The following is a 26223-nucleotide window of genomic DNA, read 5'->3' as shown; positions in this document are numbered from 1 at the left end:
CGGAAGGCGCGGCCCGCTTAGAGGGTTAGCGCCGGTTGATCAAGTCCGGGATCGTGCGGCCCCCTTGCAGAGGGCCTTCAGGGCGTGCCCGCGACGCGGCGGCGGTCGAGGCTGCGGGCATAGGCCTCCGCGGTCTCGCGCTCGTGGTCGGAGAGCAGCTGCTCGACGGCGCCGACGAGGTCCGGCGCCTCCGTGAAGCCGGCGGCGACCAGGGCCACCGCCTTCGCCCGCGCGGCGTCGCGCTTGGCCTGCAGGCAGATGTGCTGCGCCCGCACGGCGAAATGCTCCGGCGTCTCGCGGCGAATCCGCGCCGCGGCGGATTCCCGCGCCAGGCAGCCTCTCAGCCGTGCGATCGCCGCCGCCTCACGGGCCGGGCGCGCCACCTCGATCGCGTGCGACGGTCCCGCGAGGGCAACGAGCAGCAACGGCATCACGGCGCGCATGGCGAGGTCCCGGGGCGTTTGTTCCTGCTCTGTTCCATACCACCTCTGATTCCCTGCTGCCAAGGTAAACGGGTGGACGGGTGGGGACAATGTGGGACGGCCCCCGCGGCGAGGCGGGGGCCGAATGGAATCAGGCCGCTTCCGGCGCCTTGCGGCTGTCGAGGAACGCGGCGTGCTCCTCGGCGAGCGCCCCCGACAGGGCGCGGGCGATCAGCGCGCGGGTCTCCTCGACGCCGTAGAGCGCCACGAAGGAGCCGAAGCGGGGCCCGCGGGCCTCGCCGAGCAGGATGCCGTAGAGCGTGGTGAACCACGTCTGCGCCACGCCCGGCCGGCCGTCCGGGCTCTTCGACTTGCCCGACAGGTCGGGGAAGTGGCGCCGTCCGACCTCGTAGACCGCCGCCTGCAACGCTTCCGGATCGGTGGAGCCGGTATGCGTCGCCAGCGTGTCCGAGAGGTCGCGCAGGGCGGCGGCCTCCTCCTCGCTCGGCGCCCGGTAGGTCTTGGCCGGCCGCACGAAATCGCGGAAGTAGCGCACGGCGTGGTGGACCAGCCGGTCGAGGCGCGGATGCGTCTCGGGCGAAGCCTCGGGCGCGTAGCGGCGGATGAAGCCCCACAGCACCGCCGGGTCCTCGGTATTGGCCACCGCCACGAGGTTGAGCAGCATCGCGAACGGGATCGCCCCGCTGTTCCCCACCCGCTCCGGCAGGGGCGGCTCGCCGGCATGCAGGTGCCAGACCGGGTTGCCGAGCTTCAGCTTCGGGTCCTGCCCCGGAAACTTCTCCAGGAACGACAGGTAGTCGTCGACGTGGCGCGGGATGACGTCGAAGTGCAGGCGCTTGGCCTCGCGCGGCTTGTTGTACATGAACAAGGCCAGGCTCTCGGGCGTGCCGTAGGCCAGCCACTCGTCGATGGTGAGCCCGTTGCCCTTCGACTTCGAGATCTTCTGGCCGCGCTCGTCGAGGAACAGCTCGTAGTTGAAGCCCTCGGGCGGCTCGGCGCCGAGCGCGCGGGCGATCTGCCCGGAGAGCTTGACCGAGTCGATCAGGTCCTTGCCGGCCATCTCGTAATCGACGCCGAGCGCGACCCAGCGCATCGCCCAGTCGGGCTTCCACTGCAGCTTGGCGTGGCCGCCGGTGACCGGGGTCTCGTACGATTCGCCCGTCTGCGGATCGCGCCACACGATGGTGCCCGAGGCCACCTTCACCTCGTCGATCGGCACCTGCATCACGTGGCCGGTGACCGGGTGGAGCGGCAGGAACGGCGAGTACGAGGCCGAGCGCTCGGCGCGCAGCGAGGGCAGCATCACCGCCATCACGGCGTCGTAGCGCTCCAGCACCCGCAGCAGCGTGGCGTCGAACCGGCCCGAGCGGTAGCACTCGGTCGCCGACAGGAACTCGTAGTCGAAGCCGAACGAGTCGAGGAAGCGGCGCAGCTCGGCGTTGTTATGGGCGCCGAAGCTGTCGTGGGTGCCGAACGGATCGGGCACCGCGGTCAGCGGCTTGTTGAGGTTGTCGGCGAGCAGCGCCTTGTTCGGCACGTTCTCCGGCACCTTGCGCAACCCGTCCATGTCGTCCGAGAACGCGACGAGGCGGCTCGGCACGGCATCGTTCGTCAGCATCCGGAAGGCGTGTCGCACCATCGAGGTGCGGGCGACCTCGCCGAAGGTGCCGATATGCGGCAGGCCCGAGGGGCCGTAGCCGGTCTCGAACAGCACCTCGCCTTTGCCCGTCCGCTCCAGCCGGGCGACGAGCTTGCGCGCCTCCTCGAAGGGCCAGGCGGACGCGGAGGCGGCGGCCTCCGCCAGAGCGGGATCGATGCTGAATGCGGACATGGCCATCGAGGCCGCGCGCGACGCGGCCTTCCGGTTGAGGGTGGACGGGAGCCCGGCACCCTATGGGCCGCGCTCCCGAGGGTCAACGCGCGCCGATTCCGTAACCCCCGGCATCGCTGCCGGGAGCCCGGACGACGTCACGCGTGGGCGGGCTCGCGCGCCGGCGCCTCGGCCGACCGCTGATCGGCCATGATGTCGGCCAGGATCTCGTAGGAGCGCAGCCGCGCCCGGTGGTCGTAGATCGCGGCGGCGACCATGAACTCGTCGGCACCGGTGCGGGCCGCGATAGCATCCAAGCCCTTGCGCACCGTCTCGGGCGAACCGACCACCGAGCAGGCCAGCATGCCGGAGGCCTGGAGCTTCTCGTGACCCGACCAGTAGGTCTCGATGTCGTCGATCGGCGGCGGCAGCTGGCCGCGTGTGCCGCGGAAGATATTGGTGAAGGCCTGCTGCGCCGAGGTGAACAGGCGGCGCGCCTCGGCGTCGGTCTCCGCCGCGATCACGTTGACGCCGACCATCGCGTGGGGCTTCGCCAATTGGCCCGAGGGCTCGAAGCGCGCGCGGTAGACCTCCAGCGCCTGCATCAGGGCGTCGGGCGCGAAATGCGACGCGAAGGCGTAAGGCAGGCCGAGCATCGCCGCGAGCTGCGCCCCGAACAGGCTCGAGCCGAGGATCCACAGCGGCACGTTGGTGCCCGTGCCCGGCACCGCCTGGATCACCCGCCCGGCATCGAGCGGCCCGAGCAGGGTCTGGAGCTCCAGCACGTCCTGGGGGAAGTGGTCGGAGGCGGCCGGATCGCGGCGTAGGGCCCGAAGCGTGCGCTGGTCGGTGCCGGGCGCGCGGCCGAGGCCGAGATCGATGCGGCCCGGATAGAGCTCGGCGAGCGTGCCGAACTGCTCGGCGATCACCATCGGCGAGTGGTTCGGCAGCATGATGCCGCCGGCCCCGACCCGGATCCGGTGCGTGCCCCCGGCGATGTAGCCCACCACCACCGAGGTCGCGGCGCTGGCGATCCCGGTCATGTTGTGGTGCTCGGCCACCCAGTAGCGGGTGAAGCCCCAGCGGTCGGCGGCCTGCGCGAGGTCGAGTGTGTTGCGCAAGGCGTCGCCCGCCGTGGACCCTTGCGGGATCGGCGCGAGGTCGAGGATCGAGAATGGCGGCATCGGCGGATCCCGGAAGTGAGTGCGTGTCCCCTGCTGGCGTCGAAGATTTGGCTGGGCGAGGCCGAGCGCAAGGCGGGGTTGTGCGGGTGACCTATGCGTGTGCCACGAGCGAAGCGTCGGGGGTGACCGGGGCGGTATGGTCACGCTGGCAGGAGGCCGTCAGAGATCGAACGAGATGAACCGACCTTCCGGCGCAAGTTGCTGGATCAGGTCGTAGTCGCCGCGGTCTGGGGTCAGGACAGGAATGCCGGCGCGCGCGGCAGTCAGGAAGATCAACGCATCGTTCAGGCATTCCTTCAGTTGAGCGCGTTGGAAATCCTGCACGCGAGCAAGCGTCCCAACGATGAGGCCGGCATCGATCCAGACCTCTGCCGCGGGCACCAGGAGGCGGTGTGCCGGAATGGCCTCGAACACGGCCGCATAATGATCGCGGATAGCGCTCCAGCCGCGTGCCGGAGCGGCGTTGGCGATCCCGGTTGCGATTTCGGAAAGGCAGATCGTGCAGTGAAACAGCCGCGACCGTTCGATGAATGTAGCGACCGTATCGGGAAGCTTGCCGCTGGCGTCCAAGATGTAGATGTTTGTATCAAGGAGGAGAGGCAGCTGCGAACGGGCACTGACATCCGCGATCGACTCCAGCATCTCGCGAGGACGCTGAGCAAGCCGAGTCCGTCGCTTCTCCGGCTTCCGACGCCGGAGATGCGTGCGGAGGTCAGAAGTCAAGCGAGTGGTCTTCGCCGAGGTTTCCACGCAGCCGCTTGAGAATATCGGCCACCGGGTCCGGGCATGCCAGAGCCGATAGTGCCACAAGACCGAGCTCCTGGACGGAGGAGACCCCCGTCGCGCGCATGGCCGCCTCTACGAGGGCCGCAGGCGCCTCGAAGCTCAGCTGCTCGGTGGGAGCACCGAGCAGGCCGGCGCTGCGCGCATCGTCGAGGAGCGCCGTATGGCCCGTTTTCACGGTCGATCGCATCGACTGGCACCTTCGCTTGCGATGCGATGATAGGGAGGGCCAGGCGACCGGACAAGGGCGATGCGGCACGAGCCGGCTTGCCCCGCCGGCCTCTTTCGGGAAGGGTCGGCGTGAGCATCGCCCCATCCGCGACCGTCGCGTTCGTGGATCCCAAGGGAGGCCGGTGCACGGGAGGACCCATGACCGACAGACCTGCGGCGGGCGTGTTCGATCTCACCGGCCGGGTGGCGGTGGTCACCGGCGGCAATGGCGGCATCGGGCTCGGGATGGCCGAGGCCCTGGCCGGGGCCGGCTGCGCTGTCTCGATCTGGGGGCGCGACGAGGAGAAGAACCGCCGCGCACTGGAGCGCCTCGCCGCCACGGGCAGCCCGGTCGCGGCCGAGACCTGCGACGTCGCCGACCCGGAGGCCGTGCAGCGCGCCTTCGACGCGACGCTCGCGCGCTTCGGCCGGGTCGACGGCATGTTCGCCAATGCGGGCGTCGCCGGCGGCGGGCGGCGCTCGTTCCTGGAGCGCGAGCCGGAGGAATGGCGGCGCACCTTCGCGGTCAACCTCGACGGGGTGGTGGCGAGCTTCCAGGTCGCGGCCCGGCACATGGCCGAGCGCGCCGGCCAAGGCGACGCCTTCGGGCGGTTGGTGGCCACTTCCAGCGTCGCCTCGCTGCTGGGGGCGGCCCGCAACGAGCATTACGGTGCCACCAAGGGGGCGCTCAACGCGATGGTGCGGGCGCTCGCCGTGGAGCTCGCCCGCTACGGCGTGACGGCGAACGCGATCCTGCCGGGCTGGATCGAGAGCGACATGACCGCCGGCCTGATGGCGAACGAGAAGTTCGTCACGCTCAACCTGCCGCGCATCCCCGCCCGCCGCTTCGGCCGGCCGGAGGATTTTGGCGGCATCGCCGTCTACCTGATGAGCGGGGCCTCGGCCTACCACACCGGCCAGGTGCTGGTGATCGACGGCGGCTACACGGTCGCGTGAGACGATCAGGGCGTCAGGAGGAGAACGCGATGGCACGCTTCACCGACAAGGCCGTCCTCGTCACCGGCGCCGGCAGCGGCATCGGCCGCGCCTCGGCCCGGCTCTTCTCCCGCGAGGGCGCCGCCGTCGCGGTGGTCGACCGCGACGGGCTGAGCGTCGAGGAGACCGCCGCGCTGATCGCAGCAGACGGCGGCCGGGCCCTGGCGCTCACGGCGGATGCCGGGCGCGAGGCCGACGTGACCGCGTTCCTCTCGGCGACCGAGCGGGAATTCGGCCGGCTCGACGCGATCCACGCCAATGCGGGCATCGGCGGCGGCACCGTGCCGTTCACCGAGCAGAGCGTGGATCTCTGGGAGGAGGTCCTGCGCGTCAACCTGATCGGCGCGTTCCTGGCGATCAAGCATGGCGGGCCGCTCATCCTGCGCCACGGCGGCGGGGCGATCGTCTGCACCGCCTCGGTCGCGGGTCTCAGGGCGAACGCCGCCGGCGCGGCCTACAGCGCGAGCAAGGCCGGGGTGATCAGCCTGGTCCAGACCGCCGCCGACGCCTTCGCGGGATCGGGCCTGCGCATCAACGCCGTCTGCCCGGGCCTGATCGAGACCGGCATGACGGCGGGCCTGTTCGCCGCGGCCCGCGCGAAGGGCAAGGCCGACCGCATCGGCCAGCTCAACCCCGCGCGCCGGGCGGGCGCCCCGGAGGAGATCGCGGCGGCTGCCGTGTTCCTGGCGAGCGAGGAGGCCTCGTACGTCAACGGCCAGGCGCTCGCGGTCGATGGCGGGCTGTCGAGCACGCATCCGTTCGTGCCACGGAAGGCCTGACGGCCTGCGCTCAGAACGGGCTGACCGGAAAGAACCGCAGGTACAGCTCCGCGTACTTCCCCTCGTCCCACAGGCGCTGGAGCGCGTCGTCGAGGGCGCGGGCCAGGGCCTCGTCCTCCTTGCGGGTGACGAAGGCGGTGCCCTCGCCGAAGTAGCGGTTCTCCAGGTAATCGCCGCCCGAGAAGGCGCAGCACCCGGAAGCCTCCGTGCCGCCGATCCACAAGGCCAGGGCGAGCCCGTCGCCGAACAGGTACTCGATCTCGCCGCGGCGCAGGGCGGCCTCGGCGGTGCCGAGATCGGGATAGGTCTTCGGGGTCGCGTGGAAGAAGGTGCGCAGGTACGCCTCGTGCGCCGTGCCCGAGACCACGCCGGTGGGGTGCTCGGCGATCACCTTCGCGTCGGGCGCCGGCAGGTTCTTGTCGCCGCGCACCGCGAAGCGGCCCGGCCAGCGGAAATACGGCCGGGTCGCCCGGTGGTTGGCCCGCAAGGCGGGGGTGAGCGGGAGGGCGGCGGCCACCACGTCGCCCTGGTTGGCCTGGAGCGCGTCGAGCAGGGTGTCGAAGCGGCGCACCTGCACGGTGCAGGTCAGGCCGAGCTTCTCGCACGCCGCCCGGGCGAGCTCGACGGAGAAGCCCGTCGGGTTGCCGTCCGGCCCGGCGAAGTGCAGCGGCGGGTACTCGTCGTCGGTGAGGAAGCGCACCGGCCGGGTCGCCTGCGGCGGCTCGGGCCGCTCCAGCCGGGCGCGGGGGTTCCAGAAGTTCGGGATCGTCACCGGCTCGGCGGCCGCCGCCGGCAGTGTCGCGAGCGCCAGCACGGCCGCCAGCAGGCCGCGCATCTGACGCTGCGGCATCCGCGCCACGGTTGCGAAGAATCCGCGGGACGAGAGGCGCGACGCTGTCGCGGGGACGGGGAGAGCCATAGGCTCTCCTACCACGAACCTCCGCCGGGGGGAGCCGGCATCGTCGAGGGCCCGAGATGTTCGTCGAGGTCCGGTCACCCCAGGGCGCCGCGGTCGTCCTGCCCGGCGAGCTCGCCTTCCTGCTCGGCCAGGGCGTCGATCTCGGCCTCGTGCGCGAGGCCGCCTTCCTCGCGCGCCGGGAGGGCACGGAGCCGGTCGCGGCGCTGCTGCGCGCCGGGCTGATGAGCGAGGCCGATTACTATTCCGCCCTCGCCCGGGCGCTGGGCCGGCCGTTCCGAGGCGCCGGCCTCGTCCTGCACGCCGAGGCGCGGTTTCCCGACGACATCCGCCTCGGCGCCGCCGTGGGAATGCTGGGCGAGGTCGTCCTCGCTCCGCCGCCCGGGGCGGTGGCGGCGCTTCTTGCCGCCGGCGCGCCGCCCGGCGCCATCTTCACGACGCCCGCGGCGCTCGCGGCCGCGGTGCTGGCGACCGCCGGCCCCCGCGCCGCGGCCCAGGCCGCCGAGGCGCTGGAGGTGCGGGCACCCGACTGGGCCTACCGCCCGGGCTTGCATCCGGGGCAGATCCTCGTCCTCCTGCTCGGCCTCGCGGCGGCCGTGCTCCTCCTCGACGCCGCGCCCTGGCTCCAGCTCGCCGCCCTGGCGCTTCTCAATTTCACGGTCCTGGCGGTGATCGTCTTCCGCCTCGCCGCTCCGCTGCTGCGGCCCGATCCCCTCCCCCAGCTGCCCGCCCTGCCGGATGCGGAACTGCCGGTCTACACCGTGCTGGTCGCGCTCTACCGCGAGACGAAGGTGGTGCCGCGCCTCGTCGGCGCGCTCGCCCGGCTCGACTACCCGGCCTCGAAGCTCGACCTCAAGTTCGTGATCGAGGCCGACGACACCGCCACCGCGGCGGCGCTCGCCGCCCTGCCGCTGCCGGCCCGCTTCGAGGTGGTGACGGCGCCCGCCGGCCTGCCCCGCACCAAGCCGCGGGCCCTCAACGTCGCCCTGCCGCTCGCCCGCGGCGAGCACCTGGTGGTCTACGACGCCGAGGACGTGCCGGATCCCGGCCAGCTCAGGGCCGCCGCCGCCCTGTTTCGCGCCGGCTCGGACCGGCTCGCCTGCCTGCAAGGGCGGCTGGTGATCGACAACACCGACGATTCCTGGCTCACCCGCTGCTTCACCCTCGAATACGCGGCGCTCTTCGACGTGCTGCTGCCGCTGCTGGCCTCGGCCCACCTGCCGGTGCCGCTCGGCGGCACGACCACCCACTTCCGCACCGGGGTGCTGCGCGAACTGCACGGCTGGGACGCCTGGAACGTCACCGAGGATGCCGATCTCGGCCTGCGCCTGTCGCTCGCCGGCTACCGGGTCGGCGACCTGCCGCTCTCGACCCTGGAGGAGGCGCCCGCCGCGGTCCGGCCCTGGCTGCGCCAGCGCACCCGCTGGCTGAAAGGCTTTCTCCAGACCACGATCACCCACAGCCGTCACCCCGTCCGGGCCTTCCGGCGCCTCGGCCCCCTCGGCGTGCTCTGTGCGGTCGCCATGGTGCCCGGCACGGTCGTCTCGGCCCTCGCCTATCCGTTCGGGATCGCGCTGGCGGTGTGGCATCTTGCGGCCGATCCGCTGCCGGCGGGTCCGGACTTCGTCGCCAACCTGGTGACGGCGACCGGCGCCACCGTCTTCGTCGCCGGTCTCGGGGCGATGGGGCTGCCGGCGCTCGCCGGCTGCCTGCGGCGGGGCTGGTGGCGCCTCGCCCCCTGGGTGCTGGTGCTGCCGGTCTATTACGGCCTCGTCAGCGTGGCGGCCTGGCTCGGCCTCCTCGAATGGCTGCTCGCGCCCTACCGCTGGAACAAGACCGAGCATGGGCTCTCCGCCACCTCCCGCACCGGGGCGATGCGGAGAGGCGGGATCGTCAGAGCTGGCGCGCCACCTCGGCGGCGGCGTCCTTGGCCGGGCGCATCAGGTTGAGCGCGCCGACGAAGTTGCCGCGCCCGTCCATGATGTAGACGAGCGCCGTGTGCTCCATCGTGTAGTCGCCGTCCTTGAGCGGCACCTTGCGGCTGTAGGCGCGGTAGGCCTTCACGGTGGCGGCCACCGCCTCGGGCGAGCCGGTCAGCCCGACGATGCGGGGATCGAAGCTCGACAGGTACTCCTTGAGCGCCTTCGGGTCGTCGCGCTCGGGATCGACGGTGACGAACAGCGCCTTCACGTCGCGGCCCTGCGGCCCGAGCGCCGCCAGCACGTCGGAGATCTGCTGCAGGGTGGTCGGGCAGATGTCCGGGCAGTGGGTGAAGCCGAAGAACACCAGGTGCGGCTTGCCGGCGAAGGTCCGGTCGGTGACGGTGCGGCCGTCCTGGTCGACCAGGGTGAACGGCCCGCCGACCGCGCTGGTGCCGGTGGCCGGGCGGCCGAGCATCAGGCTCGCGGTGAGGCCGAGCACCGCGAGGCCGAGGGCGAAGACGAGGAGCGGGATCGCGGCGCGGCGCATCCGGGGCGTGAGGGGCATCGGCGGTCTCTTCCTGGCTGGCCGGGGCGGACGGCGCCGGTGGAGCACCCCCGGCCCGCGGCCGCAAGGGGGCACGGGGTCACCCCGGGGAGAACTAGGCACGGGGTCACACTGGGGAGAACCGGGCACGGGGCTGCCCCGGAGGCCGATTGCCCGCGCGATGGGCGCAAAGCTGCCCTGCGCCTGGGCAGACCCGAGGTAACCGGACCCCATGTTGCGTTGCGTCGCCCGCTCTCCTATCGCTCGCGCCAACCGGTTCCGCGCCTCTCCGCGGCCTCCGATTCCCAAAAATACCTGCCAAGAAGACCCGCCATGGCCGACAAGCTCTCACTGCCCAAGGACAAGATCCGCATCCTTCTGCTCGAAGGCATCAACGACAGCGCGGTGTCGCTGCTGGAGGCGTCCGGCTACGTCACCGTCACGCGGCTGGCGAAGGCCCTGGACCCAGCCGACCTGCACCAGGCGCTCAAGGGCGTGCACATCCTGGGCATCCGCTCGCGCACCCAGCTCGACGAGGCCGCCTTCGAGGCCGCCGACCGGCTGATGGCCGTCGGCTGCTTCTCGGTCGGCACCAACCAGGTCGACCTCGACGCGGCGCGCCGGCGCGGCATCCCGGTCTTCAACGCGCCGTTCTCCAACACCCGCTCGGTGGCCGAACTCGTCATCGGCGAGATCGTGATGCTGCTGCGCCGCATCGTGCCGCGCTCGGTCTCGGCCCATGTCGGCGGCTGGGACAAGTCGGCGAACGGCTCGTTCGAGGTCCGCGGCAAGACCCTCGGCATCGTCGGCTACGGCAATATCGGCTCGCAGCTCTCGAACCTCGCCGAGGCGATGGGCATGCGGGTGATCTTCCACGACCTCACCGACCGCCTGCGCCACGGCAACACCGAGCCGGTGGACAGCCTCGACACGCTGCTCGCCCAGAGCGACGTGGTCTCGCTGCACGTGCCCGAGACGGCCTCGACCCACAACATGATCGGCGAGGCCGAGATCCGGGCGATGAAGCCGGGTTCGTACCTCATCAACAATTCCCGCGGCACGGTCGTCGATCTCGACGCCCTGGCCTCGGCCCTGAAGGACGGCCACCTGCGGGGTGCGGCCGTCGACGTCTTCCCGGTCGAGCCGAAGTCGAACAGCGAGCGCTTCGTCTCGCCGCTCCAGGGGCTCGAGAACGTCATCCTCACCCCGCATGTCGGCGGCTCGACCGAGGAGGCACAGGAGCGCATCGGCGCCGAGGTGGCGAGGAAGCTCGTCGACTATTCCGACATCGGCTCGACGGTCGGCGCGGTGAACTTCCCGCAGGTGCAGCTGCCGGCCCGGCCGACCGGCCTGCGCTTCATCCACGTGCAGCGCAACCTGCCGGGCATGCTCGGGCGCCTCAACGAGACCTTCGCCCGCAAGCACATCAACATCGCGGCGCAGTTCTACCAGACCGACGGCGAGGTCGGTTACGTCGTGGTCGAGACCGACGCGACCGACGTCGACCCGGAGGCGCTGCTGGAGGAGCTGCGCTCCATCGACGGCACCATCCGGGCGCGGCTGCTCTACGAGCGCCGCTGAAGGCGGGCGGCGGGACCATCACGTCCCGCTCGATCCGCCCGGAGCCGGCCCGAAGCGCGCCGGCTCCCCGCTCCCGGCGATCCCGGGATCGCTGCACGGCGTGGGCGAGGGGTACGGCCCGGACCCAAGCGGCCTGGTCGAGCGGCCTGGTCGAGCGGCCTGGTGATGCGAGGGGCTGCCTGCGGCCGCTCGGATGGCCGGCTTCCAGGCAGGTGACGAGACGGTGCCGGACGACGGCGCGGAGCGGTTTCGCAGCGGCCCGCTTCGGGGTTGCGAGCCGGTCGAAGCGGACACGCTGACACCGTTGTCGAAACGCTAGACTTGTCGCATCCCGCCATCGACGCACAATTCGGCTCCCGCGACGAAGCTCGCCTCGTCGCTCAGCAGGAACAGCGTGGCTGCCGCCACCTCCTCGGGACGCGCCATGCGGCCGAGCGGGATCGGCGCGATCAGCGCGGCCCGCCCCTCCTCCGGCACGCTCGCCATCATGGCGGTATCGGTCGGGCCGGGGGCCACCACGTTCACGCGGATGCCCTGCGGAGCCAGTTCGGCCGTCCATGTCCGCGCGTAGGACCGAAGCGCCGCCTTCGTCGCGGCGTAGGTGCCGTAGGGCGTCACCCCCATGGCGTCGGCGATCGACCCCATCAGCACGACGGACCCGCCCCGCCCCATCGCTCCCAGGGCCGCCTGCAATCCGAAGACGGCCCCACGGACGTTGACGGCGAAGTGCCGGTCGAAATGTTCGGGTGTCCCCTCGCGCAGGGTCGCCGGCTCCGAGAGGCCCGCGTTGAGGACCAGCGCGTCGATCCGGCCATGGATCTCCCGCACCGTCGCCACGACGCGGTGCAGATCCTCCCGCAGGGCCGCGTCCGCGACGAGACCCCGTGCCCCACGTCCGATCCGTGCGGCGGCGCCCTCGACCTCGTCGGCACGCCGCCCGGTGAAGACGACCGACGCACCCTCGATCGCCAGCCGTTCGGCGACCGCGAGGCCGATGCCCTTCGCCCCGCCGACCACGAGAGCGACCTTGTCCACCATGCGAGCCATCGCGGCATCCCTTCATCTGCGATGGCGCAGGAGATACAGATCATATATCTGCTATCAAGAACGCACTTAGGTTAGCCTAGATATGGCCGATGATACCGACCTCGACGTGGCGTCCGAGTGCGCGCTCGCCAACATGGCGCGGGTCCGCCCGGTGCTGGACAAGATCGCCGACAAGTGGACGATCCTGATCCTCACGGTGCTGTGCCCGCGGCCGTCGCGGTTCAACGCGATCAAGCGGCGGCTCGACGGCATCACGCACAAGGCGCTGGCGGACGCGCTGAAACGGCTGGAGCGCAACGGTCTGGTGACCCGGACGGTGTTGCCGACCTCGCCCATCGGCGTCGAGTACGCGATCACCCCGCTGGGTCATTCGCTGCGTCAGCCGTTCGAAGCGCTCTGCACATGGGCGCTCGATCACGGCGCAGCGATCGAGGCGGCCAACCACCAGCATGACAGCATCAAGACGAGGCCGTGAGGGCGGGTCCGCTCCCAGTTCGCCAGACGTCGAACCGCTGTGTCTGGTCGGAGCCGAAGGCGGAACGTCCGCTCACGAACTCGGCGTCGCGGCCCACGTCCCGTCCTCGGCAGTCCTTCGAACGGCCAAGCCGATGAACTCGGGCCGCACCGCTCTGCCGCACATGCAGCGATCCCGGGCGAGCCCGGTCCCGCCCGCGAGAGGGATCCCGAGCGGCATGCCTTCCGGCACCGGTCAGCGACCGGTCCGTCGATTTTCTTCGAGGATCCCTCACGCCCGCCGCGGCAGGGCGGCGCCGAGGATGCAGCCGGCGAGGTAGACCACCAGCATCAGCGCGGCGGTCTCGAGCCAGAAACCTTCCCGCCCCGGTACCGCGAGCCGCCCCGCAGGTGCCAGGCCGGCGAGCGCCGCCGCGCCCGCGGCGAGGGCGAGGAGCACGACGAGGCCGGCGGCGAGGCGCGGGCCCCGACCGGCGGGCAGGCCGGCAAGGCGGCCGGTGCCGGCCCCGATCAGGAGCGCGGCGAGGAGGCCGGGCCAGGCGACGGTGGCGAGAATCAGCACGGCGGGCCTCACGAGCGCAGGGCGAAGGCGACCGCCCGGCGGTCGGCGGCGGCCTCGGCCGGCGCGGCGGCGATCCGGTCGGCCGGGATGCCGGCCTTGAGCAGGTAGTCGACGATCGCGGCGGCGCGCCGCTGCGGCAGGCCGGGATCGGGCATCGCGGATGTCTCGGGAGCCTTGTCCCCGGGCTTCTCCGCCGGCTTGCCGGGTTTCGCCGCGGGCCTCGCCTTGGGCGGGGCCTCCTTCGGGGCGGGCGGCGCGGTGCCGGGCGGGTCGTCGTGGCCGGCGACCTCGATCCGGGCCTGCGGGCAGGCGCGGGCGAGGCCCGCGACCTCGTCGAGGACGGGGTAGAAGGCGGCCTTCAGGTCGGCGCTGCCGGGATCGAAGCGCAGGGTCTGCCCGGCTGCGAGCGCCGCGAAGGTCTCGCGGCAGGCGGCAGGCTCCCGGACCGGGGCGGCGCCGCGGGCCTCGACCGCGACATCGATGCGCCAGCCGGGCGGCGCGATCCGGGCGGCCTCCGCGGCGATGCGGCGCGCGCTCTCGGGGTAGAGCCCCTCGCCGGCGATGCGCAGGCTCTGGTCGCGCACCGTGACCTCGCCCTCGGCGATCTGGCCGAGGATGCCGATCCCGGCGGTCAGGCCGTCGAGGAGCCCGGGCGGCGCGCCGTCGGCGAGGCGGGTGCGGTCGACGATCCGCTCGCCGTAGAGGGAGGAGCGCAGGGCCGTCCGGATCGCCGCCCGCGCCTCGGCGTCGGGCAGGTGGCCGGTGAGGGTGAAGGCGTCCGGCCCGCGCCGGACCGTGACGAGGTAGGGCGAGACCCGGCTCGCCGTGAGGGCGAGCGTGCCGCGGGAGACGCCGGCCGGCAGGGAGCCGGCGAGGGCCTCGGCCTCGCGCACGGCCTGGCCGTCGATGGCGGCGCCCCGGATCGACAGGGCGGCCCCATCGAGGGAGACGCTGCCCTCCCGCACCAGCGCCAGGGCCGCGAAGGCGCGGTCGATCAGCGCCCGCGCGTCGATCCCCGCGGGCAGCCCGCGGGCGGTGCGCATCGCGTCGGCCACGGGCGCCCCGTCGGCGAGGAGGCGCGCGGCGGCAAGAATCGCCGCGCGGTCGGCCTCCGACACGGTGTAGCCGTCGAGCCGGATGCCGTCGGGACCGCGGCTCGCCGTCCAGGTGAAGGGCGAGACCAGGGCCGGCTCGACCCCGACCTCGCCGATGGTGAACCCGGCCGGCGGGCGGGCGAGGTCGGCCTTGAGGCCGGCATAGGCCTCGACGCTCGCCGCCTCGCCGTGGACCGAGAGCACGCGGTCGCGCATCGCCGCGGTGGCGCCGGGCTTCAGGTGCTGCACCTGCGCGAGGAGGAAGCGGGCGCCCTCGGGAAAGGTCTCGGGCGCGCCGCGGGCGGCCCGCGCGGCGTCGCGCAGGGAGAGCCCGGCGGGCAGGCCGGCGCTCAAGGTCTCGGCGAGCGCCGCGCGGCCGATCTCCGCCGGGCGGTGGCCGATGAGGTCGAGGCGGTCCGGCGTACGGTGGACGACCGCCCAGGTGAAGGGCGAGACCTCGGCGACGAGGCCGAGGCGGTCGAGGAGGCGGCGGTGGCCCGGAACGGCGGACAGGGCGGCACGAGCTTCGTCGAGGGCGGCCTGCATCGGCGCCTCGCCGCTCGCCACGAGGTCGCGGCCCCGCGCCTCGACCCGCAGCCAGGGCTCGGCGCCGTTGCGGCCGGTGCCGGACGCGACCACGCCCGCGGGGGCCTCGAGAGCGGCTTCGAGTCGCGGTTCGGCGAAGGCGGTGGCCGCGACCCACGCGCCGGCCAGCAGGGGGAGGCCGGCGAGCCAGCCGATCGAACGCATCGCCACTCGGGACCTCGTCACGGATAGGAACGGCGCGGAGGCCGAGGTCCGCGCGAGCCGCCACCCTGGCGGCGGTTTCCGGCATCAGCAAGGCGCGACAGGGCGTGGGGCGGAATCGAAAAAGGGCCCCGGCACGGAGCCGGGACCCTGGGAGAGGTGGAGACGGTCCCCGAGGGGACCGGTTCCCGAGGCTTAGAAGTCGCGCTGGACGCGCATGCGGACCTGGAACGTGTCCGCGTAGTTGGTGGTCGGCAGGATCGCGCCGTTGGCGGCCACCGGCAGGCCGGCGGCGTTCACACCGGCGGCGACGCCACCCGGGGCCTTGTTCTGGTCGATGACCCGGCCGTTCTTGATGTCGACGCGGTTGTAGAGACCCTCGACGCCGATATCGAGGTCCTTCACCGGCGACCAGATCAGGCTCGCGCCGGCGACGATCTGGCTGGTGTCGCGCAGCGCGGCACTGAACAGGAAGTTGCCGGGGCTGTTGACCGGGTTGCCGAGGCCGTTGAAGTTCAGGCCGCCGAGCAGGTTGCGGCTGGTCTTGCCGAACGACATCTCGCCGTAGCTGCCGATGATCGCCGACCGCCACTCGGGCGCCCAGTAGTGCAGGTACGACCCGACGACCGTCCAGCTGGTCGACAGCTCCATCTTGCCCGTGAGGGGGTTGACGGCGGCGTCGGTGAAGTAGGTCGCGAACGGCGCACCCTGGGTGTTGCCGGCGCTGGCGGTGTAGGTGCCGATGTACTGGGAGTAGCCGGTGTAGAGCTGGGCGCCCTCGCCGTACGAACCCTGGAGGTACAGGGCGTCGCCGGCGGCAATGAACGGCAGGTTGAACTTCAGACCACCCTGAACGGCCCAGCCGTACTCGGTCTGGACGCGCGGGGTCACGACCGAGCCGGACGGGATCGTGGCACCGCCGAAGGTCAGGACCTGCGTCGCGTTCTGGGCGTTCAGCTCGTGCACGGCGGCCGAGAGCTGGGCGGAGCCCCAGGCGGCGTCGTAGCGCAGCGCGCCGACGAAGTCGGGCATGCGCGAGGTCTGGCGCAGGTCGTAGTACGCCAGGCCGACCGGAACGCCGCCGGCGGTGGTGGCGACGACCGGGCTCAGGTTGGCGGCCGCGGCGGTGAAGACCGCGAACTGGCTCGCGGTGGCGCCGACCTGGCTTCCGATGCCGAACAGCGGGTTCTTGCGGAAGATCGGGTCTTCGACCGAGATCGTCGCCGAGAAGCCGTCACCGAAGGTCGCCGTGTAGGCGAGCAGGTTGGTGGAGGAGACGTCCGAGCCCAGCGAGGTGCCGATGATCTCGAAGTCGTGGGCGTAGAAGTCGTAGAACGAGGCCGCGCGACCGGCGGTGAGGCCGGCGAACTGGATGAAGGCCTTGTCGACGTTCACGTATTGCTGGGCGCGGCCGAACGTGTCGACGCCGAGCGCCGGGAAGGCGTTGGCGATGCGCTGCTGCGTGCCCGAGTTCAGGTAGGCGCCGGTCCGCGAGGCGAGCTCGAAGCGCACGAAGGCGCGGAGCGTGCCGTAGGCGGTCTGGGTGCGGGCGTCGAGGTTGAGGCGGCCGAGGCCGCGGTAGCCCATCAGATCGCCGTTGTTGTTGCCGCGCTGGTAGCCCTGCGAGTAGCCGGCTTCGAAGCGGGCGCGGCCGGAGACGCGCAGGCAGGTGTCGGTACCGGGAATGAAGAAGAAGCCGGCACCGTAGGCCGAGCAGACACGAACGTATTCGACAGGCGCCGCCTTCTTGATCGGCAGATCGGCAGCCTGCGCTCCCGCAACGACGGTCAGGCCGGCAGCCGAACCCAGCAGAAGGCTCTTCACGAGCTTCATCGAGACCTCCAAAGTTTCGAGACCCTGGGGGTGAACGACTGTGTCTCGACGATCCTACGGGAGCCGAACCACGCCACTCTTATCCCCTTGCGCCCGGCGCTCCCCTGTGGGGATGTCATCCGGGCCGCGCCGGGGTTGTCCCCGGTGCAGAGGCACCATGTGCGAGGCGCTAACAGCGATCAACCGGGATCAGCGTCCGGGACGGCCAAGTCACCGGGTTTCGGCCGCAATGTTGCACGGACGCCACGAAAGCTTACGCGGGTCAGCTAAATCCGGGCGCCCTGCGTGCGAGAATTGGAGATCTCGCGCGCCACTCTGTCGTCTCATGGACCGGAGGAGCGCCCCGCGGCCACAACCTGGATCACTCTCAGGTTGAGTCGGGAGAATCAGCCCTCCAGCTCCTCCCGCATCATCTCGAGCTCGAGCCAGCGCTCCTCGGCGCCGGCGAGGTCGGCCTCGGTCGTCGCCAGGGTGCGGGAGATCGCCTCGAAGCGGGCGGGGTCGCGGGCGTAGAGGGTCGGGTCGTCGAGGGCGGCGCGGAGCTTCGCCCGGTTGCCCTCCAGCGCCGCGATCCGGGTCGGCAGCGTCTTGAGCTCGTGCTGCTCGTTGAAGCCGAGGCGCTTCTTTGCCGCCGGACGGCCTGCGGCAGCCTTCGGCGCATCCCTGCCCGTGCTCCTGGCCGCGCCCTTCGGGTCGACGACGCCGCGCGCCTGGACCCCGGCGCCGCGCTGGGCGACCATGTCGGAATAGCCGCCCGCATAGGCGACCCAGCGCCCCTCCCCTTCCGAGACCAGCACCGTGTCGACCACCCGGTCGAGGAAGTCGCGGTCGTGGCTGACCAGGATCAGGGTGCCGGCATAGTCGCCGAGCATCTCCTGGAGCAGGTCCAGGGTCTCGAGGTCGAGGTCGTTGGTCGGCTCGTCGAGGACCAGGAGGTTGCCGGCTTCCGCCAGTGCCCGGGCCAGCAGCAGCCGGTTGCGCTCGCCGCCCGAGAGCACGCGGACCGGCGTACGCGCCTGCTCGGGCGAGAACAGGAAGTCCTTCATGTAGCCGACGACGTGCCGGCTCTGGCCGCCGACCTGGACGCTGTCGCTGCCCCCGCCGGTCAGCACGTCGGCGACGGTGCGCTCGGGGTCGAGCGCGCTGCGGCGCTGGTCGAGGAGGTTGAGGGTGACGTTGGCGCCGACCTTCACCACGCCCGAATCGGGTTCGAGCCGGCCGGTGAGCAGGTTGACGAGCGTCGTCTTGCCGGTGCCGTTGGCGCCGACGATGCCGAGCCGGTCGCCCCTCGCGATCCGCAAGCTCAGGTCGCGGACGATCGGCCGGTCGCCGTAGGACTTCGACACGTCGCGCGCTTCGACCACCAGGGCGCCGGAGGCCTCGGTCTCGCTCACCGTCAGGGTCGCGGTGCCGACGGGGCCGCGATGCTCGCGGGCCTTGCGGCGCAAGTCGTGCAGGCCGGCCAGCCGCTTGACGTTGCGCTTGCGCCGCGCGGTCACGCCGTAGCGCAGCCAGTCCTCCTCCATCGCGATCTTGCGGTCGAGCTTGTGGCGGTCGCGCTCCTCCTCCTCGAACACCTGGTCGCGCCAGCCTTCGAAGGCGGAGAAGCCCTGGTCGAGCCGCCGCGTCGTGCCGCGGTCGAGCCAGACGGTGGCCCGGGACAGCGATTCGAGGAAGCGCCGGTCGTGGCTGATGAGGACGAGCGCCGAGCGGCTGCCCTTCAGCTCGGCCTCCAGCCACTCGATCGCCGGGAGGTCGAGGTGGTTGGTCGGCTCGTCGAGGAGCAGGATGTCGGGCTCGGGCGCCAGCGCCTGGGCGAGCGCCGCGCGGCGCGATTCACCCCCCGACAGCCGGCTCGGATCCTCCTCGCCGGTCATCCCTAAGCTCTCCAGCAGGTAGCGCGCCCGGTAGATCTCGTCGCCCGGCCCCATCCCCGCCTCGACGAAGGACAGGGTGGTGGCGTGCCCGGAAAAGTCCGGCTCCTGCGCGAGGTAGCGCACGGTGGTGCCGGGCTGGACGAAGCGCACGCCGCGATCGGGCTCGACCAGCCCGGCGGCGACCTTGAGCAGGGTCGACTTGCCCGAGCCGTTGCGGCCGACGAGGCAGGTGCGGTCGCCGGGCGCGAGCGAGAGGTCGGCACTCGTGAGCAGCGGCGTGCCGCCGAAGGTGAGCGCGATGCCCTGGAGGGTGAGGAGCGGAGGAGCGGCCATGGGGTGGGGGATTACGGCAGGCTCTTGCGAAAGGCGAGCCCGGGCGGGCGGTCGGCGAAGCGCCTCGGCGGAGCGGATCCCTGCCACGTGACGAACCGTCGAAGACACGCTCGACCGAGCCCGGTAGCGACTGCACCCCTCGACATCGCGGCCCTTCTGAAATATCGTAGTTACGGTAAATCTATGGCCATCACCTTCGATCCGCCGAAGCGCGACCGTGCCCTGAGCGAGCGGGGCTTGGACTTCCTGTCCGCCGAGGCCGTGTTCGCCGGCCTCCATCATACGTGGCCGGACGCGCGGCGCGATTATGGAGAGCCCCGGAACATCACGATCGGACATCTCAACCGGCGCATGGTGATGATCGGATGGACCCCGCGCGGCGACGACCGCCACGTCTTCACGATGAGGAAGTGCAATGAGTGCGAGCAAGCCCGCTACGCCCACCTTTTCCCCTGACGCATATGGGGCGACCGACTTTGCCAAGGTCGATGCACACACAATCACGGCCGAGGAATACGACGAGCTGCCTGAACTCGCCGAAGCGGACCTTGCGGCGGCCGACACCTACCGGGGTGCGACCCTGATCCGCCGTGGGCGCGGTCGTCCGCCCGTCGCGCAGGCCAAGAAGCTCGTCACGCTGCGCCTGGACCCCGACGTCGTCGAGCGTTGGAAGGCGAGCGGCCCTGGCTGGCAGACTCGCATGAACGCGGTGCTGCGCGAGACGATGCCATAGGCGTTGGTGCCGGCAAGGCGGGGCTGCGCATCACCGACCCCGACGGATTGCATCGTACCGCTGCCCGTTGGAACCTAGGATCGCGGCCCTGGAGCAGCGAGAGCCTGCGCCTGGACTGCCCGGAAAGGACCCTCGATGAGCTTCGTCACCCCCGACCCCTTCACCACCCGCCCCGAGATCGACGGCACCTTCGGGGTCGTGGCCTCGACGCACTGGATCGCCACCGCGGTCGGCATGGGCGTGCTGGAGCGGGGCGGCAACGCCTTCGATGCCGGGGTCGCCACCGCCTTCGTGCTCCAGGTGGTCGAGCCGCACCTCAACGGGCCGGGCGGCGACGTGCCGGTGATCCTGCACGACGTCCGGGTCGGACACCCACAGGTGGTGTGCGGGCAGGGCCCGGCGCCGCAGGCCGCCACCATCGCGCACCTGCGCGACGATCTCGGGCTCGACCTCGTGCCGGGCACCGGGCTGCTCGCGCCGTGCGTGCCGGGCACCTTCGATGCCTACATGCTGATCCTGCGCGACCACGGCACCTGGCGCCTCGCCGACGTGCTGGAGGCGGCGATCGGGTACGCCCGCGACGGCTTCCCGCTGGTCGAGCGGGTCTCGGCCACCATCGCCACCGTCGAGGGGCTGTTTCGCGAGCACTGGCCGAGCTCGGCCGAGACCTACCTGAAGGACGGCGGCGTGCCCGCCCCCGGGACGCTGTTCACCAATCCGGTGCTCGCCGAGACCTATGCGCGGATCGTGCGCGAGGCCGCCGGCGGCACGCGCGAGCAGGAGATCGAGCGCGCCCGGCGGATCTGGTCGCAGGGCTTCGTGGCGGACGCGATCGACGCCTTCTGCCGCGGTGAATCGGTGATGGACGTGACGGGAACGCCGCATCGCGGCCTCCTCACCGGGGCCGACATGGCGGCCTGGCAGGCGAGCGTCGAGGCGCCGATCGGCTACGAGTACGGCCGCTACACCGTGCTCAAGGCCGGACCCTGGACGCAGGGGCTCGCCACCCTGCAGCAGCTCGCCCTCCTCAAGGGCTTCGATCTCGACCGCCTCGACCCGGCCGGGCCCGACTTCATCCACCTCCAGGTCGAGTGCGCCAAGCTGGCGTTTGCCGACCGGGACACCTTCTACGGCGACCCCGCCTTCGTCGACGTGCCGGTGGAGACCCTGCTGTCGGAGGCCTACAACGCCGAGCGCCGCAAGCTCGTCGGCGACACCGCCTCGCTGGAGCAGCGGCCCGGCACGATCCCCGGCTTCGGCAAGGCCCTCGACGCCCGGGTGAGCGAGGGCGCCCGCACGGCGGTCGGCAGCTCGGGCGCCGGGGAGCCGACGGTGGGCCGGATCGGCGCGACCGTGCCGCCGGACGATGCCCGCGCCGGCGTGGTGCGGGGCGACACGGTGCATTTCGACATCATCGACCGGCACGGCAACATGATCGCCGCGACGCCGTCCGGCGGCTGGCTGCAATCCTCCCCGGTGATCCCGGCGCTCGGCTTCTGCCTCGGCACGCGGGCGCAGATGTTCGTGCTCGACGAGAGCCACCCGGCGGCGCTGGCCCCGGGCAAGCGGCCGCGCTCGACCCTCTCGCCGACGATGGCGCTGCGCGACGGCCAGCCCTACCTCGCCTGGGGCTCGCCGGGCGGCGACCAGCAGGACCAGTGGATCCCGCAATTCTTCCTGCGCCACGTCCATGCCGGCATGAACCTGCAGGCGGCGATCGACGCGCCGGCCTGGCACACCGAGCACTTCCCGTCCTCGTTCTGGCCGCGCACCGCCCGACCGGGCGTCGTGGTGGTGGAGAACCGGATCAGCCCCGACACGATCGCCGAGTTGCGCCGGCGCGGCCACCTCGTCGAGGTCGGGTCGGACTGGTCGGAGGGGCGGCTCACGGCGGCGAGCCGCGACGGCCGGCGCCTGCGCGCCGCCGCCAATCCCCGCGGCATGCAGGGCTACGCCGCGGGGCGGTGACACACAGTCCGCCGAACCGGAGACCGGTTCGGCGGAATGTGCAGCAAAGAAGACCGAGAGCAGCACCCGATCCCGGTGCTGCTCCCACCTCTCACATGGTCGGGTTGGCGGGCCCGGTCGGGGACGGGTCGGGGGTGATCGCCGGCGAGGTGCCGGGGTCGTTCACCGGGATCTCGACCGGCCGGTCGCCCGGGGCCTCGCTCGGCAGCTCGGGCCCGCCGGGATTGGGCACGTCAGGGCCGGGGGTGGGGGGCACGGGATCGTAGGGCTGGTCCGGGATCGGGCCGGGATTCGACATCGAGCGCTCCTCTCTCTGCCGTGTCCAAACCGGGGCGCGGGGCCCCGGTTCCGCTGCGTCCGCCGCCTCCTGCCTCCGCTACTGCTTGGTCAGGAGCTTGGTGCCGTTCTGGCTGACGATCTGCTGGATCTTGTGGGCGAAGATGGAGAGGAGCAGCGGCATGCGCACCTCGACGCGCACCGCATCGTCCTCGACATCGATGTCGCCGTCGACGCGCTGGTTCATGGCGGCCACGAGGAACGAGAGCCGGTCGCCGGTCCAGGTCGCGTCGGCCATGCTGAGACCCGCCTTTTGCAGCATCTCCTTGGCCTGGCCGATCCCGTTCTCCAGCCGGCGTCGGGCCTCGGCCCGGCCGAGCTGGTGGGGAATCACGACAACCAGGGGCTTTGCCATCACATCACGCTCCGCTCGCACGATCGGGCCTGATGTGGGGATGCGTCGCGCGACGGCAACGCCGTCGTCCCGGATCAGTCGACCACCGCGACCGCGACCCGGGCGACGCCGTTCATGCCGATCGCCCGGCCCGCCCCGCGGGCGAGGTCGATGATGCGGCCATGCGCGAACGGGCCACGATCGTTGATCCGCACCACCACCGAGCGGCCGTTGGCCTGGTTGGTCACCCGCACCCGCGTGCCGAAGGGCAGGCTGCGATGCGCCGCCGTGAGGCCGTTGGGGTTGAAACGCTCGCCGCTCGCGGTGCGATGGCCGGAGGCGTACCAGGAGGCCCCGCCGCTCTGGGCCTGCGCGCTCGACGAGGCGGCGAGGCTCCCCCATCCGGCAAGCGCGATACCGCCTGCGAGAGCCACGATCCGGGCCGCGTTCGACCGACGCGCAGGCTGGGCGCTGTTCATTCCACTGTCCTTGGCAGTTGCTGATGACAGAGCCAATCGAGACCAAACAGGACGAAAATATGACCGCCCGATTTGTGGCGGCCGTCGCCGTATTGTCGGCCGATATCTTGCAATCCGTTAAGGTTTGACTTTTCCAAGTCATCAGACAACGCGACGTCTTACTGGCAACTTGCGGGGGACGGGCGCTGCACTCGGGTTTTCAGCATTCGCCAAAGGACGCGCCGGCCGCGCGGTGTCGCCGGCCACCCCGACGCGAAGGGCTGGGTTGCGCCGTGGTGGGAGGACCCACGCCTCATCACGCTCCAGGCTTGCAGCACCCCGGCGGGACGCGGCGGCCCCGCATCGACGAGGGCCTGCCCTCATCCCGTCCGTAGCGTTTCATTAACGGATCGGCTCGACGACCGGACGACTAGGCAAGAAGTGCAGCCCCATTTCGAGACGCAATTCGTATCTCCGGGAAACGTGACCTTTACCGTAGCGGCGGCAATGTCTGGTGGTCAGTCGCGTAACCGGTGTTTGCCATGGCTTCCCCGCGTACCGCGGTCGTCGGCACCGCCGCCCGGAATCAGGTCTCGCGTACCGGGCGAGTGGTGTCGGCGCCGCGGATGGGTCTCGTTACCCCCGCACAGCGTCTTCCCCTGGACGAGGTCATCCTCGGGGATTGCCTCACCGCCCTCGAACGGCTGCCGCCGGCCAGCGTCGACCTGGTCTTCGCGGATCCGCCCTACAACCTCCAGCTCGGCACCGGCGCCCTGTTGCGCCCGGACCAGAGCACCGTCGACGCCGTCGACGACGACTGGGACCAGTTCTCGAGCTTCGAGGCCTACGACACCTTCACCCGCGCCTGGCTGTCCGCCTGCCGCCGGGTGATGAAGCCGACCGCGACCCTCTGGGTGATCGGGTCGTACCACAACATCTTCCGCGTCGGGAGCGCGTTGCAGGATCTTGGTTTCTGGATCCTGAACGACATCGTGTGGCGCAAGGCCAACCCGATGCCGAACTTCCGCGGCAAGCGCTTCACCAACGCCCACGAGACCCTGATCTGGGCCTCGCGCAGCGACCAGAAGGGCTACACCTTCCACTACGAGGCGCTGAAGGGCGGCAACGACGACGTCCAGATGCGCTCGGACTGGTTCATCCCGCTCTGCACCGGCGACGAGCGCCTGAAGGGCGACGACGGGCGGAAATTGCACCCGACCCAGAAGCCCGAGGCGCTGCTCGCCCGCACCATCCTGTCGGCGTCCAATCCCGGCGACGTGGTGCTCGACCCGTTCTTCGGCACCGGCACCACCGGCGCGGTCGCCAAGCGCCTGGGCCGCCACTTCATCGGCATCGAGCAGGAGCCGGCCTACGCGGCCGCCGCCCGCGCGCGCATCGCCGGCATCGAGCCGCTGTCGCGCGCCGCCCTCCTCACCGCGCCGACGAAGCGCGCCGAGCCGCGGGTGCCGTTCCTGAGCCTCTTGGAGGCCGGCCACGTCCGGGCCGGCGAGACGCTCACCGACGAGCGCCGCCGCCACAAGGCGCTGGTCCGCCCCGACGGCACGCTCGGGGTCGGCCCGGCCTCCGGCTCGATCCACAAGATCGGCGCCCTGGTCCAGGGCCTGCCGGCCTGTAACGGCTGGACCTTCTGGCACGCCGAGCGCGGCGGCCGGCTCGTCTGCATCGACGACTTCCGCGGCACGATGCGGGCCGGGATGGGCTCGGCCGCCTGAGCGGCAGGACCTGACGAAGAGAGCCTCGAGAGAGCGCCCGTAGCCCTGCGGCCACGGGCGCTCCGCGCTTTGACGGACGAGCAACGCTTCGCTCATCGCCCGACCAGAGATCGTGTGAATTCCGGAAGCTTCCTTCCGGAATTCGCATCATCAACCCGCGCGGTGAATTCGTAGGCTTCACACGCCTGAGCGAAGCCGATCCCCTGCATCGCCCAGACGATCGGCCGGGGATCGTATGACGCTCCTCAGCTCCCCTTCGGCCGCCCCCGCGCCTTCACGACCGGGGCGGCCGCGGCCGGGCGGCGCGACAGCACCTTCGGCAGCGGCGCCCGGCGCGGCGGCGGCTCGGGCTCCGGGATGGTCGCGAGGTCGGGCTCCGGCGGGGGCGTTGGTGCGGGCGGGGGCGCCGCCAGCTTCTGCTCCAGGGCGTGGGCCAGCACCTTCTTCATCGCCCCGGGCAGCGGCTCGGCCTCGAGCCCGGCGCGGGGGGTGAAGCGCATCCCCTCAGGGGCCGGCGTGCCGGCGGCGACCCGGGCGAGAAACACCGTCAGTTCGAGCGGGAAATGCGTGAAGACGTGGCGCACGCTGCCCGGCAGCCGCTTCCAGCGCGCGTCGAGGGGAGCGTCGAGGAGCGCCTGCGCCGGGTCGTAATCGGCCCGCCACTCGCTCGTCGGCGGCTCGGCCATCGATCCGAGCAGGCCCTCCGGCGGCCTCGTGCGCAGCAGCACCGCGTCGTCGCCGGCCCGTAGCACCACGAAGGCGGCGCCGCGGCGCAGCGCGCCCGCCACCTTCTTCACCTTGCGCGGGAACGTCTCCTGCAAGCCCTCGGCCCGGGCGCGGCAGGGCCGCATCCACGGGCAGAGCGCGCAGGCCGGCCGCTTCGGGGTGCAGAGCGTGGCGCCGAGATCCATCACCGCCTGCGCGAAGTCGCCCGGGCGCGTCGCGGGAACCAGGCTCTCGGCGATGCGACGGATCTCGGGGCGGGCGGCGGGAATCGGTGCCTCGATCGCGTAGAGCCGCGACACCACCCGCTCGACGTTGCCGTCCACCGCCGCCGCCGGCCGGTCGAAGGCGATCGCCGCGATCGCGCCCGCCGTGTAGGCGCCGATGCCCGGCAGCTTGCGCAGGCCCTCGACCGTGTCGGGAAAGCCGCCGGCCTCGGCCACCGCCTTCGCGCAGGCATGCAGGTTGCGGGCGCGGGAATAGTAGCCGAGGCCCGCCCAGGCCCCCATCACCGCGTCCTCCGGCGCCGCCGCCAGGGCCTCGACGGTGGGGAAGCGCTCCAGGAAGCGGGCGAAGTAGGGCTTGACCGCAGCGACGGTGGTCTGCTGCAGCATGATCTCGGACAGCCAGACCCGGTACGGGTCGGGCGCGACGCCGGGCAGCGCGCGCCAGGGCAGCGCGCGGCGATGGCGGTCGTACCAGACCAGGAGGTCGGCGGCTTCCGGCCTTGAGTGCGACGCGGCGGGCGCTACCATGCGGCCCGCCTTAGCGGGTTTTTCGCGGCGGCGGGAGCGGGATTTCGG

General features: G+C 71.9%; 25 protein-coding genes. 9 read left to right on the top strand and 16 right to left on the bottom strand.

Features of this window, described 5'->3' with window-relative positions:
* Positions 1–77 precede the first annotated feature (77 nt).
* The 5 genes from ACS5PV_RS05545 to ACS5PV_RS05525 all read right to left on the bottom strand — a co-directional run bounded on the left by ACS5PV_RS05545 (position 78) and on the right by ACS5PV_RS05525 (position 4410).
* The gene (locus ACS5PV_RS05545; protein WP_455394360.1) at positions 78–443 is read right to left on the bottom strand and encodes a hypothetical protein; all 366 of its coding nucleotides are present in this window, start codon (positions 441–443) and stop codon (positions 78–80) included.
* 130 nt (positions 444–573) lie between these two features.
* Positions 574–2280, bottom strand: coding sequence for a lysine--tRNA ligase (locus ACS5PV_RS05540; protein ID WP_455394359.1), 1707 nt, complete (start codon positions 2278–2280; stop codon positions 574–576).
* 131 nt (positions 2281–2411) lie between these two features.
* Positions 2412–3437, bottom strand: coding sequence for an LLM class flavin-dependent oxidoreductase (locus tag ACS5PV_RS05535; RefSeq protein WP_455394358.1), 1026 nt, complete (start codon positions 3435–3437; stop codon positions 2412–2414).
* Positions 3438–3596: 159 nt separating this feature from the next.
* Entirely contained in the window at positions 3597–4079 is a 483-nt protein-coding gene (locus tag ACS5PV_RS05530) for a type II toxin-antitoxin system VapC family toxin (protein WP_455394357.1), read from the bottom strand.
* A 70-nt stretch (positions 4080–4149) separates the two neighbouring features.
* Positions 4150–4410, bottom strand: a complete 261-nt coding sequence (locus ACS5PV_RS05525) for a hypothetical protein (RefSeq protein ID WP_455394356.1) — start codon at positions 4408–4410, stop codon at positions 4150–4152.
* Positions 4411–4589: 179 nt separating this feature from the next.
* Here ACS5PV_RS05525 and ACS5PV_RS05520 point away from each other — a divergent pair, with 179 nt between their 5' ends.
* Together ACS5PV_RS05520 and ACS5PV_RS05515 are read left to right on the top strand one after the other, a co-directional pair.
* Positions 4590–5387, top strand: coding sequence for an SDR family NAD(P)-dependent oxidoreductase (locus tag ACS5PV_RS05520; RefSeq protein WP_455394355.1), 798 nt, complete (start codon positions 4590–4592; stop codon positions 5385–5387).
* Between the two features lie 29 nt (positions 5388–5416).
* Complete coding sequence (locus ACS5PV_RS05515) at positions 5417–6205, top strand: SDR family NAD(P)-dependent oxidoreductase (protein ID WP_455394354.1); 789 nt, start codon at positions 5417–5419, stop codon at positions 6203–6205.
* A gap of 10 nt (positions 6206–6215) precedes the next feature.
* On the opposite strand, the gene ACS5PV_RS05510 is transcribed toward ACS5PV_RS05515, so the two are convergent.
* The gene (locus ACS5PV_RS05510) at positions 6216–7040 is read right to left on the bottom strand and encodes a transporter substrate-binding domain-containing protein (protein WP_455394462.1); all 825 of its coding nucleotides are present in this window, start codon (positions 7038–7040) and stop codon (positions 6216–6218) included.
* A gap of 140 nt (positions 7041–7180) precedes the next feature.
* Here ACS5PV_RS05510 and ACS5PV_RS05505 point away from each other — a divergent pair, with 140 nt between their 5' ends.
* Complete coding sequence (locus ACS5PV_RS05505) at positions 7181–9070, top strand: glycosyltransferase family 2 protein (RefSeq protein ID WP_455394353.1); 1890 nt, start codon at positions 7181–7183, stop codon at positions 9068–9070.
* Here the strand turns inward: ACS5PV_RS05505 and ACS5PV_RS05500 are convergent.
* Complete coding sequence (locus tag ACS5PV_RS05500; RefSeq protein ID WP_455394352.1) at positions 9015–9608, bottom strand: SCO family protein; 594 nt, start codon at positions 9606–9608, stop codon at positions 9015–9017. The two genes, ACS5PV_RS05505 and ACS5PV_RS05500, sit on opposite strands and share 56 nt — an antisense overlap.
* A gap of 312 nt (positions 9609–9920) precedes the next feature.
* Between ACS5PV_RS05500 and serA the strand changes: the two genes are divergently transcribed.
* Entirely contained in the window at positions 9921–11168 is a 1248-nt protein-coding gene (serA, locus tag ACS5PV_RS05495; RefSeq protein WP_455394351.1) for a phosphoglycerate dehydrogenase, read from the top strand.
* 315 nt (positions 11169–11483) lie between these two features.
* Here the strand turns inward: serA and ACS5PV_RS05490 are convergent, their stop codons facing one another.
* On the bottom strand, positions 11484–12215 hold the full coding sequence (locus tag ACS5PV_RS05490) for an SDR family NAD(P)-dependent oxidoreductase (protein WP_455394350.1): 732 nt from the start codon (positions 12213–12215) through the stop codon (positions 11484–11486).
* 82 nt (positions 12216–12297) lie between these two features.
* Between ACS5PV_RS05490 and ACS5PV_RS05485 the strand changes: the two genes are divergently transcribed.
* The gene (locus tag ACS5PV_RS05485) at positions 12298–12690 is read left to right on the top strand and encodes a winged helix-turn-helix transcriptional regulator (protein WP_455394349.1); all 393 of its coding nucleotides are present in this window, start codon (positions 12298–12300) and stop codon (positions 12688–12690) included.
* A 270-nt stretch (positions 12691–12960) separates the two neighbouring features.
* Here ACS5PV_RS05485 and ACS5PV_RS05480 read toward each other — a convergent pair whose 3' ends face one another.
* From ACS5PV_RS05480 to ACS5PV_RS05465, 4 genes are all read right to left on the bottom strand, one after another.
* A complete protein-coding gene (locus tag ACS5PV_RS05480) occupies positions 12961–13251 on the bottom strand; it encodes a hypothetical protein (RefSeq protein ID WP_455394348.1) in 291 nt (96 codons plus the stop codon).
* An 8-nt stretch (positions 13252–13259) separates the two neighbouring features.
* On the bottom strand, positions 13260–15095 hold the full coding sequence (locus tag ACS5PV_RS05475; protein ID WP_455394461.1) for an OmpA family protein: 1836 nt from the start codon (positions 15093–15095) through the stop codon (positions 13260–13262).
* 192 nt (positions 15096–15287) lie between these two features.
* Positions 15288–16925 carry a porin gene (locus tag ACS5PV_RS05470; protein ID WP_455394347.1) on the bottom strand — a complete coding sequence of 546 codons (1638 nt, stop codon included), beginning with the start codon at positions 16923–16925 and terminating at the stop codon, positions 15288–15290.
* A gap of 386 nt (positions 16926–17311) precedes the next feature.
* Positions 17312–19135 (bottom strand): ABC-F family ATP-binding cassette domain-containing protein, encoded by a 1824-nt coding sequence (locus ACS5PV_RS05465; RefSeq protein ID WP_455394346.1) that lies wholly within the window; start codon positions 19133–19135, stop codon positions 17312–17314.
* 183 nt (positions 19136–19318) lie between these two features.
* Between ACS5PV_RS05465 and ACS5PV_RS05460 the strand changes: the two genes are divergently transcribed.
* The 3 genes from ACS5PV_RS05460 to ACS5PV_RS05450 all read left to right on the top strand — a co-directional run bounded on the left by ACS5PV_RS05460 (position 19319) and on the right by ACS5PV_RS05450 (position 21836).
* On the top strand, positions 19319–19591 hold the full coding sequence (locus ACS5PV_RS05460; protein ID WP_455394345.1) for a BrnT family toxin: 273 nt from the start codon (positions 19319–19321) through the stop codon (positions 19589–19591).
* Positions 19551–19868: a BrnA antitoxin family protein gene (locus ACS5PV_RS05455; RefSeq protein WP_455394344.1), complete on the top strand. Its 318-nt coding sequence runs from the start codon at positions 19551–19553 to the stop codon at positions 19866–19868. The genes ACS5PV_RS05460 and ACS5PV_RS05455 overlap by 41 nt, the downstream gene beginning before the upstream one ends.
* Positions 19869–20003: 135 nt before the next feature.
* Entirely contained in the window at positions 20004–21836 is a 1833-nt protein-coding gene (locus ACS5PV_RS05450) for a gamma-glutamyltransferase family protein (protein WP_455394343.1), read from the top strand.
* A gap of 91 nt (positions 21837–21927) precedes the next feature.
* Here ACS5PV_RS05450 and ACS5PV_RS05445 read toward each other — a convergent pair whose 3' ends face one another.
* The 3 genes from ACS5PV_RS05445 to ACS5PV_RS05435 form a co-directional block, all read right to left on the bottom strand.
* On the bottom strand, positions 21928–22134 hold the full coding sequence (locus ACS5PV_RS05445; RefSeq protein ID WP_455394342.1) for a hypothetical protein: 207 nt from the start codon (positions 22132–22134) through the stop codon (positions 21928–21930).
* A gap of 78 nt (positions 22135–22212) precedes the next feature.
* The gene (locus ACS5PV_RS05440) at positions 22213–22527 is read right to left on the bottom strand and encodes a polyhydroxyalkanoic acid system family protein (RefSeq protein WP_048433130.1); all 315 of its coding nucleotides are present in this window, start codon (positions 22525–22527) and stop codon (positions 22213–22215) included.
* Between the two features lie 74 nt (positions 22528–22601).
* Positions 22602–22985: a septal ring lytic transglycosylase RlpA family protein gene (locus ACS5PV_RS05435; RefSeq protein ID WP_455394341.1), complete on the bottom strand. Its 384-nt coding sequence runs from the start codon at positions 22983–22985 to the stop codon at positions 22602–22604.
* Between the two features lie 521 nt (positions 22986–23506).
* Between ACS5PV_RS05435 and ACS5PV_RS05430 the strand changes: the two genes are divergently transcribed.
* Positions 23507–24697 (top strand): DNA methyltransferase, encoded by a 1191-nt coding sequence (locus tag ACS5PV_RS05430; RefSeq protein WP_455394340.1) that lies wholly within the window; start codon positions 23507–23509, stop codon positions 24695–24697.
* 245 nt (positions 24698–24942) lie between these two features.
* Here ACS5PV_RS05430 and mutY read toward each other — a convergent pair whose 3' ends face one another.
* Positions 24943–26175: an A/G-specific adenine glycosylase gene (gene mutY / locus ACS5PV_RS05425; protein WP_455394339.1), complete on the bottom strand. Its 1233-nt coding sequence runs from the start codon at positions 26173–26175 to the stop codon at positions 24943–24945.
* Positions 26176–26223: the final 48 nt, after the last annotated feature.

Source organism: Methylobacterium sp. Gmos1 (genome assembly GCF_053764715.1).
The sequence above is the reverse complement of the archived record's forward strand: the minus strand, read 5'-3'. Positions and strand labels throughout refer to the sequence as shown.

What these genes read in the sequence shown, in the direction of transcription:
- ACS5PV_RS05520 (WP_455394355.1), top strand. Translation starts at nt 4,590, where the DNA reads ATGACCGACAGACCTGCGGCGGGCGTGTTCGATCTCACCGGCCGGGTG.
- ACS5PV_RS05485 (WP_455394349.1), top strand. Translation starts at nt 12,298, where the DNA reads ATGGCCGATGATACCGACCTCGACGTGGCGTCCGAGTGCGCGCTCGCC.
- ACS5PV_RS05525 (WP_455394356.1), bottom strand. Translation starts at nt 4,410, where the DNA reads ATGCGATCGACCGTGAAAACGGGCCATACGGCGCTCCTCGACGATGCG.
- ACS5PV_RS05435 (WP_455394341.1), bottom strand. Translation starts at nt 22,985, where the DNA reads ATGAACAGCGCCCAGCCTGCGCGTCGGTCGAACGCGGCCCGGATCGTG.
- ACS5PV_RS05545 (WP_455394360.1), bottom strand. Translation starts at nt 443, where the DNA reads ATGCGCGCCGTGATGCCGTTGCTGCTCGTTGCCCTCGCGGGACCGTCG.
- ACS5PV_RS05490 (WP_455394350.1), bottom strand. Translation starts at nt 12,215, where the DNA reads ATGGCTCGCATGGTGGACAAGGTCGCTCTCGTGGTCGGCGGGGCGAAG.
- ACS5PV_RS05455 (WP_455394344.1), top strand. Translation starts at nt 19,551, where the DNA reads ATGAGTGCGAGCAAGCCCGCTACGCCCACCTTTTCCCCTGACGCATAT.
- ACS5PV_RS05540 (WP_455394359.1), bottom strand. Translation starts at nt 2,280, where the DNA reads ATGGCCATGTCCGCATTCAGCATCGATCCCGCTCTGGCGGAGGCCGCC.
- ACS5PV_RS05510 (WP_455394462.1), bottom strand. Translation starts at nt 7,040, where the DNA reads ATGCGCGGCCTGCTGGCGGCCGTGCTGGCGCTCGCGACACTGCCGGCG.
- ACS5PV_RS05530 (WP_455394357.1), bottom strand. Translation starts at nt 4,079, where the DNA reads ATGCTGGAGTCGATCGCGGATGTCAGTGCCCGTTCGCAGCTGCCTCTC.
- serA (WP_455394351.1), top strand. Translation starts at nt 9,921, where the DNA reads ATGGCCGACAAGCTCTCACTGCCCAAGGACAAGATCCGCATCCTTCTG.
- ACS5PV_RS05470 (WP_455394347.1), bottom strand. Translation starts at nt 16,925, where the DNA reads ATGAAGCTCGTGAAGAGCCTTCTGCTGGGTTCGGCTGCCGGCCTGACC.
- ACS5PV_RS05465 (WP_455394346.1), bottom strand. Translation starts at nt 19,135, where the DNA reads ATGGCCGCTCCTCCGCTCCTCACCCTCCAGGGCATCGCGCTCACCTTC.
- ACS5PV_RS05450 (WP_455394343.1), top strand. Translation starts at nt 20,004, where the DNA reads ATGAGCTTCGTCACCCCCGACCCCTTCACCACCCGCCCCGAGATCGAC.
- ACS5PV_RS05500 (WP_455394352.1), bottom strand. Translation starts at nt 9,608, where the DNA reads ATGCCCCTCACGCCCCGGATGCGCCGCGCCGCGATCCCGCTCCTCGTC.
- ACS5PV_RS05440 (WP_048433130.1), bottom strand. Translation starts at nt 22,527, where the DNA reads ATGGCAAAGCCCCTGGTTGTCGTGATTCCCCACCAGCTCGGCCGGGCC.
- ACS5PV_RS05445 (WP_455394342.1), bottom strand. Translation starts at nt 22,134, where the DNA reads ATGTCGAATCCCGGCCCGATCCCGGACCAGCCCTACGATCCCGTGCCC.
- ACS5PV_RS05505 (WP_455394353.1), top strand. Translation starts at nt 7,181, where the DNA reads ATGTTCGTCGAGGTCCGGTCACCCCAGGGCGCCGCGGTCGTCCTGCCC.
- ACS5PV_RS05460 (WP_455394345.1), top strand. Translation starts at nt 19,319, where the DNA reads ATGGCCATCACCTTCGATCCGCCGAAGCGCGACCGTGCCCTGAGCGAG.
- ACS5PV_RS05535 (WP_455394358.1), bottom strand. Translation starts at nt 3,437, where the DNA reads ATGCCGCCATTCTCGATCCTCGACCTCGCGCCGATCCCGCAAGGGTCC.
- ACS5PV_RS05475 (WP_455394461.1), bottom strand. Translation starts at nt 15,095, where the DNA reads ATGCGTTCGATCGGCTGGCTCGCCGGCCTCCCCCTGCTGGCCGGCGCG.
- ACS5PV_RS05515 (WP_455394354.1), top strand. Translation starts at nt 5,417, where the DNA reads ATGGCACGCTTCACCGACAAGGCCGTCCTCGTCACCGGCGCCGGCAGC.
- mutY (WP_455394339.1), bottom strand. Translation starts at nt 26,175, where the DNA reads ATGGTAGCGCCCGCCGCGTCGCACTCAAGGCCGGAAGCCGCCGACCTC.
- ACS5PV_RS05430 (WP_455394340.1), top strand. Translation starts at nt 23,507, where the DNA reads ATGGCTTCCCCGCGTACCGCGGTCGTCGGCACCGCCGCCCGGAATCAG.